Here is a 6,044-nt window from a genome sequence, read left to right as displayed (position 1 = left end):
GTCATTGGCCTCCCCCACCAAACGCTCCCGCTCCTCGGCCCCCAGCACATCGACCCCACTCACCGCCAACGACGGATCCACCGCCAACTGCTCCATGACACGGACCAGTCGGGCGGCGATGGTTTCCGCCGAGTCGCGGTCGTAGAGGTGGTTCTGGTAGTCGAGCGTGAGCCGCAGGTACGGGTCAGACGCGTTGAGGGTGAGCGGGTAGTGCGATCCGGCGATCGGCCGGATGCCGTCGATCGTGAAGCCCGCGGAGACGTTCGCGTCGATGATGCCCTGCCGGTCGAGGGGGTAGTTCTCGAAGGCGATGATCGAGTCGAACAGGGCGGGCATCCCGACGTCCCGCTGGATGTCGGCCAGCCCGTGGTGGTGATGATCGAGCAGCGCGGTCTGCCGCTCCTGGAGCTCGACGATGACGTCGGCGACGCTGCGGTCCGGCCGACAGGGCACCCTGATCGGGAGGGTGTTGACGAACAGGCCCACCATCTCGTCGGAGCCGGGCAGGTCCGCCGGGCGGCCGTTGACCGCGGCCCCGAACACCACGTCCTGCTGTCCGGTCAGTTTGGAGAGCAGGATCGCCCAGGCACCCTGGAGCAGCGTGTTCAGCGTGACGCCGAGCTCCGCCGCGCGCCGGGCCAGCTCCTTTCCCTTGTCGATCGACAGCGGGACCTCGATGCGCCCGTGGGCGGTCGCCTCTCCCCCGGCCGTCCGGCCGGCGGCCACGAGGGCTGGCTGGTCGAACCCGGCGAGTTCGGCTCGCCACTGGGCTGCCGACGTCTCGCGGTCCTTCGTGGCCAGCCAGGCCAGGTAGTCGCCGTAGCTGCGGACCGGAGGAAGGTCCTGGCCGCCGGCGTACAGCAGGATCAGGTCCCTGATGACGGACGTGGACGACCAGCCGTCGAACAGGGTGTGGTGGGCCGTGATGATGAGCTTCGCCCGCTGTGGGCCGTAGGTGAGCAGGGACAGGCGGATGAGCGGGGGCCGTGAGGGGTCGAGCCGGTCGGCGCGGTCGTCGGCAAGGGCCTGGTCGAGCGCCGTGTCCTGCTCGGCTGCGCGCCGGCCGGCCAGGTCGACGTGGCACCAGGGCAGGGCGACATGCTCCGGTACCACCTGCACCGGGTCGCCGTCGGCCCCGGTGACGAACGCGCAGCGCAGGTTCGGATGGCGGTCCAGGAGCGCTTGCCCCGCGGACCGCATCCGTGACGGGTCCACCCGGCCGCTCAGGTGCAGCACGAACTGCATGTGGTAGACGTCGAAGGAGCCGTCGGCGAGCGCGGCCTGGAACTGGATGCCGGACTGTCCCGGGGCCTGCGGCCAAATGTCGACGAGCCGGCCGTAGCTGGCTTCCCAGTCCTCGATCTCGTCCTGCCGTACCGGCACCAGTGTGGCGTCCGAGGGCGTCAGTCCGCCGGCCCCCGGGTCCGCGGCGTGCGCGGCCATGCCGTGCAGCACCTCGACCCACAGGGCAGCGAGTTCGGTCACCGCCTCGCGGGACAGCACGCCGGTGGGGAACATGAAGGCCGCCTGCAACCGGGCGCCGCCGGAGCCGTCCGTGGCCATCGCGTTGACCTCGAGCGCGGAGAGCGCCGGCAGATCCGGGTCGGGCATCGGCGACAGTTCGGCGGCCCAGGACGCGGGTCCCCAGCCGTCGGCACGCAGGTGCTCCGGCACGTCGGCGTCGGAGATCCGGCCGAGGTAGTTGAATCCGAGCTGCGGCACCGGGCACGCGGCGAGTTGTCGCGCGGTGTCCGGGTTGAGGTAGCGCAGCAGGCCGTACCCCACACCCTTGTCGGGGACACCGCGCAACTGCTCCTTGACCAGCTTGATGGCTCTTCCGGCCGCCGGTCCGCCCGCCAGCACGTCGGTCAGATCCACTCCCCGCACGTCCACCCGGGCCGGGTACATGCTGGTGAACCAGCCGACCGTGCGGGACAGGTCGGCCCCGGCCACGACGTGTTCCTCGCGGCCGTGTCCCTCCAGGCGGACGAGGGTGGAGTCGTCCGCACCGCGCCATCGGTTCACCGCCAGGGCGAGCGCGGTGAGCAGCACATCGGTGCCCGTGCCCCGGTAGGCGGCGGGCAGCCTGGTCAGCACGGCGTCGGTGACATCGGCGGCCAGGTCCACCCGTACGGTGTCGACCGTCGCCATGACGTCCACCGCCGGGTCGAACCGCCGCTCGCCCAGCGGGGACTCCGGAGCGCTCAACAGGTCCTGCCAGTAGGCCAGTTCCGCTTCCCGCTCGGGGGTGCGGGCCTCCTCCTGGAGACCCGATGCCCAGCGGCGGGCCGAGGTACCGACCCGGGGCAGCTCGGGCGTACGACCGGACCGGACCTGCTGCCAGGCCTCGGCGAAGTCCGACATGAGGATGCGCCAGGAGACCCCGTCCACCACCAGGTGGTGCAGCACCACGAGCAGTCGGCCCGGGCCCGACGCGGGATCGAACCATACGAAGTCCGCCATGACTCCGGTTTCCGGGTCCAGGCGCCCCGCCGCAAGGTCGGCCTCCGTCTTCGCCATGGCCAGGGTGGACGGCTCGTCCCACCGGCCGTCGCACGGGACCCGGCGGATCAGGTCGTCCGCTCGCACGCTGCCCTCGGGACGGCCGACGAGGGCGGGCTCCTCGTCGTGCGTCAGCCGCGCGCGCAGCAGGTCGTGCCGGTCGAGCACGGCGTCCAGCGTCGCGGCGAGGCCGGGCCGGTCGATGCCTGCGGGCAGCTCCAGAGCCATCCCCATCGAGAACCGCTTCGTTCCGCCACCGTGTTCGAACACCTGCCGCGCCACTGGCTGCAGCAGCATCGCGCCGTCGCCGTCGTCCTCGTCCTCCGCAAGTGCGGGAAGCGGGTTCTGGCGGGCAGCGGCCACTTCCGCGAGCCGCGACGCCGTGCGGCACTCGAAGATCTCCCGCGTGGTCAGCTCCAGGCCCCGGGCCCGGGTACGCGCCACCACCTGGATCGATCGCAGGCTGTCCCCGCCCACCGCGAAGAAGTCGTCGTCGACACCGACGCGTTCCACGCCGAGGACGTCCGCGTACGCCGCGGTGATGATCGCTTCGGCCTCGGTGCGCGGCTCCCGGGAGCTCTCGCCCAGGAACTCCGGTTCGGGCAGCGCCGACCGGTCGAGCTTGCCGGTCGGCCCCAGGGGCATGCGGCCGAGGACCACGAAGGCCGACGGCACCATGTAGTCGGGCAGTTGCCCCGCGACGAACGCGCGCAGCTCGGCGGCCGACACCCCGGCCTGCATGTCGACGTCGGCGATACCGCCCCGGCCGTCGTCGCCCGCCACCGGCCCCGAGTTGTGGACGACGTACGCGACGAGTCGCCGTCCGCCTGAGGGCGCCTCGCGGCTGACCACCACCGCTTCGCTGATCCCGGGGTGCATCGCGCAGACGGCCTCGACCTCGGCGGTCTCGATCCTGAAGCCGCGCACCTTCACCTGGCCGTCACTGCGGCCCACGCACTCCAGCAGCCCCCGCGTGCTCCAGCGGGCCAGGTCGCCGGTACGGTACATCCGTGTCCCCGGCGGGCCGAAGGGGCTGGCCACGAAACGCTCGGCGGTCATCGCCGGGCGGGCCTGGTAGCCGCGGCCCAGGCAGGTGCCGGCCACGTACAGCTCCCCGACCACCCCCGGCGGCACCGGAGCGAGTCCGGGGCCCAGTACGTACGCACGCATGTTGGCCAGCGGGGTGCCGATGGGCGTGACATCGGCGTCCGTCCACTCCTCGTCGGCGGCGAGGGAGAACGTGGTGGCGTAGAAGCTCTCGCTCTGCCCGTAGCCGTTCACGATCTGCGCCCCGGGCAGGGCCTCGCGGACCTGCCGCACCAGCCGGGCCGGAAGCACGTCGCCCGCGAGGACGACCGTGCGCACATCGGTCGTCCTCCCCAGGTGGTCCACGAGTTCGGCGAGCACCGAGGGGACCGCGCTGATCACATGGCCGTCCCAGCTGTCGCGCTCGGCGAGCGCCAGTGCGTTCTCCACCACCTCGGCCGTCCCGCCGGTGGACAGCGTGGTCAGCAGCTCGAAGACCGACACGTCGAAGTTCACCGATGTGCCGGCCAGCATCCGCCAGCCGCGCGGCGCGTCCAGTACCCGCGCCAGCTCCCGTACGCCGTTGACGAGGTTGCGGTGAGTGATCGCCGCGCCCTTGGGCGTGCCCGTGGAGCCGGAGGTGTACATCACGTAGGCCAGGTTGTCCGGGCTCGACGGGCCGGTCCGGTCCGCGTCCTCCGGGACCTTCTGACCGGCTGCGTCCCGCTCGGCCCACTCGGCCGCGTCGTCGAGGCGGAGAGCCGGGATGTCGTTCTCCGGCATGGCCTGCCATGTCCGGGTGTCCGTCACGGCGAACCGTGGCCCGGCCTCGGACAGCACTGTGGCCGCCCGTCCGCCCAGATGCCGGGGGTCCATCGGCAGGTAGCCGGCGCCGGATTTGAGGATGCCGAGCAGACCGACGACGAGGTCCTCGGTGCGCGGCAGCGCGAGGACCACCAGGTCTTCGGGCCCCGCTCCGCGTCGTATCAGCTCCCGCGCGACGCGGTCGGCCCGGTCGTCGAGATCACGGTAGGTCAGGGTCCGGCCGTCGCACACCACGGCAGGAGCGTGCGGAGTCCTGGCCACCTGTGCTTCGAACAGCTTTGGCACCGTCAGGTCGGGCACGACTTCGGTGCGGCCGCCCAGCCGGTGGAGCAGCCGGTCTCGCTCCGTCGCGTCCAGCACATCGATGCCGCCGATGTGCCGCCCGGAGTCGGCGATCAGCCGGCCGAGCACGCGGACGAACCGGTTCGCCATGGCCTCGGCCGTGGCTCGGTCGAACAGGTCCGTGGCGTACTCCAGACGGCACTGCGCCCCGCCGGAGTCCACCGGGATCATGTCGAAGAACAGGTCGAACTTGGCCGTCGAGGTCTCGAGCCGCTCGGCCCTGACCTCAAGGCCCGCGATGTCTAGGTCCGGCACGGGAGGCTGCCAGGAGAGCATCACCTGGAACAGGGGGTGGTAGGCGGTGGAGCGGTCCGGGTTGAGGACCTCCACCAGGCGCTCGAACGGAATGTCCTGGCTGTCGTAGGCGGCGAGGGACCGCTCCCGCACCCGCCGGAGCACCTGGGCGAAGGTGGGGTTGCCCGTGAGATCGACCCGCAGGACCCAGGTGTTGACGAAGAAGCCGACGAGGTCGCGCAGCTCCTCGTCGGTGCGTCCCGCGATCGGGGCGCCGATGGGAACGTCGTCCCCGCAGCCGAGATGGTGCAGGAGGACGGCCAGCGCGGAGTGCATCACCATCGAGACGGTGCTGTCCTCCTGCGCGGCCAGCTTCTCCACGGCGCGCAGCAGTTTCGCGTCCAGCCGGAACCGGACCACGTCGCCGCGGCGGCTCGTCGTCCGCGGGCGCGGGCGATCGGTGGGCAGGGCCAGCGGCTGGGCCAGACCGGCCAGCGTCCGCTGCCAGTAGTCCAGTTGCCGGGCTGCCAGGCTGTCCGGGTCGGACTCGTCACCGAGCACGTCCTGCTGCCACAGGGTGTAGTCGGCGTACTGCACCGGCAGCGGCTCCCAGGCCGGCGCGCGGCCCGCGCCCCGGGCGGCGTAGGCAACCGTCAGGTCCCGCAGCAGCGGCCCCATGGACTCCCCGTCCAGGGCGATGTGGTGCACCACCAGGACCAGAGTGTGCTCCCGCGGCGCGCTGCGCACCAGGCGGGCGCGGATCGGCACGTCGGAGGCAAGGTCGAAGGCGGCGATGGCGGTCTCCGCGACGGCCGCGGACAACTCCGCCCCGTCCGCGGCCTCGACGAGGTCCAGGGTGAAGGGCGCCGATTCCGTGGCCAGCACCCGCTGGTGCGGAACGCCGTCGCCGCCCTCGACGATCACGGTGCGCAGGACCTCGTGCCGGCCGATGACGTCGAGGAAAGCCGACTCCAGCGCACCGACGCTCAACTCGCCGGTCAGTCGCAGTGCGAAAGCGCCGTTGTACGTCGGCGATGGACCCTCGAAACGGTCCACGAACCACAGTCGGCGCTGCGCGAAGGACAACGGGATCAATGTGTCTCCAAATCCGCGGG

Annotated in this window: 1 protein-coding gene; it reads right to left on the bottom strand. The window is 71.9% G+C overall.

From position 1 onward, the window contains the following. Positions 1 to 6,015 (bottom strand): non-ribosomal peptide synthetase (locus ABT063_RS48105; RefSeq protein WP_351067833.1); only part of this gene is annotated, 6,015 nt, incomplete at its 3' end. Positions 6,016 to 6,044 lie beyond the last annotated feature (29 nt).

Source organism: Streptomyces sp. NPDC002838 (assembly GCF_040295365.1).
Lineage (GTDB): Bacteria > Actinomycetota > Actinomycetes > Streptomycetales > Streptomycetaceae > Streptomyces.
Note: the sequence above shows the minus strand (reverse complement) of the source record. Positions and strands in the feature narration are given on the sequence as shown.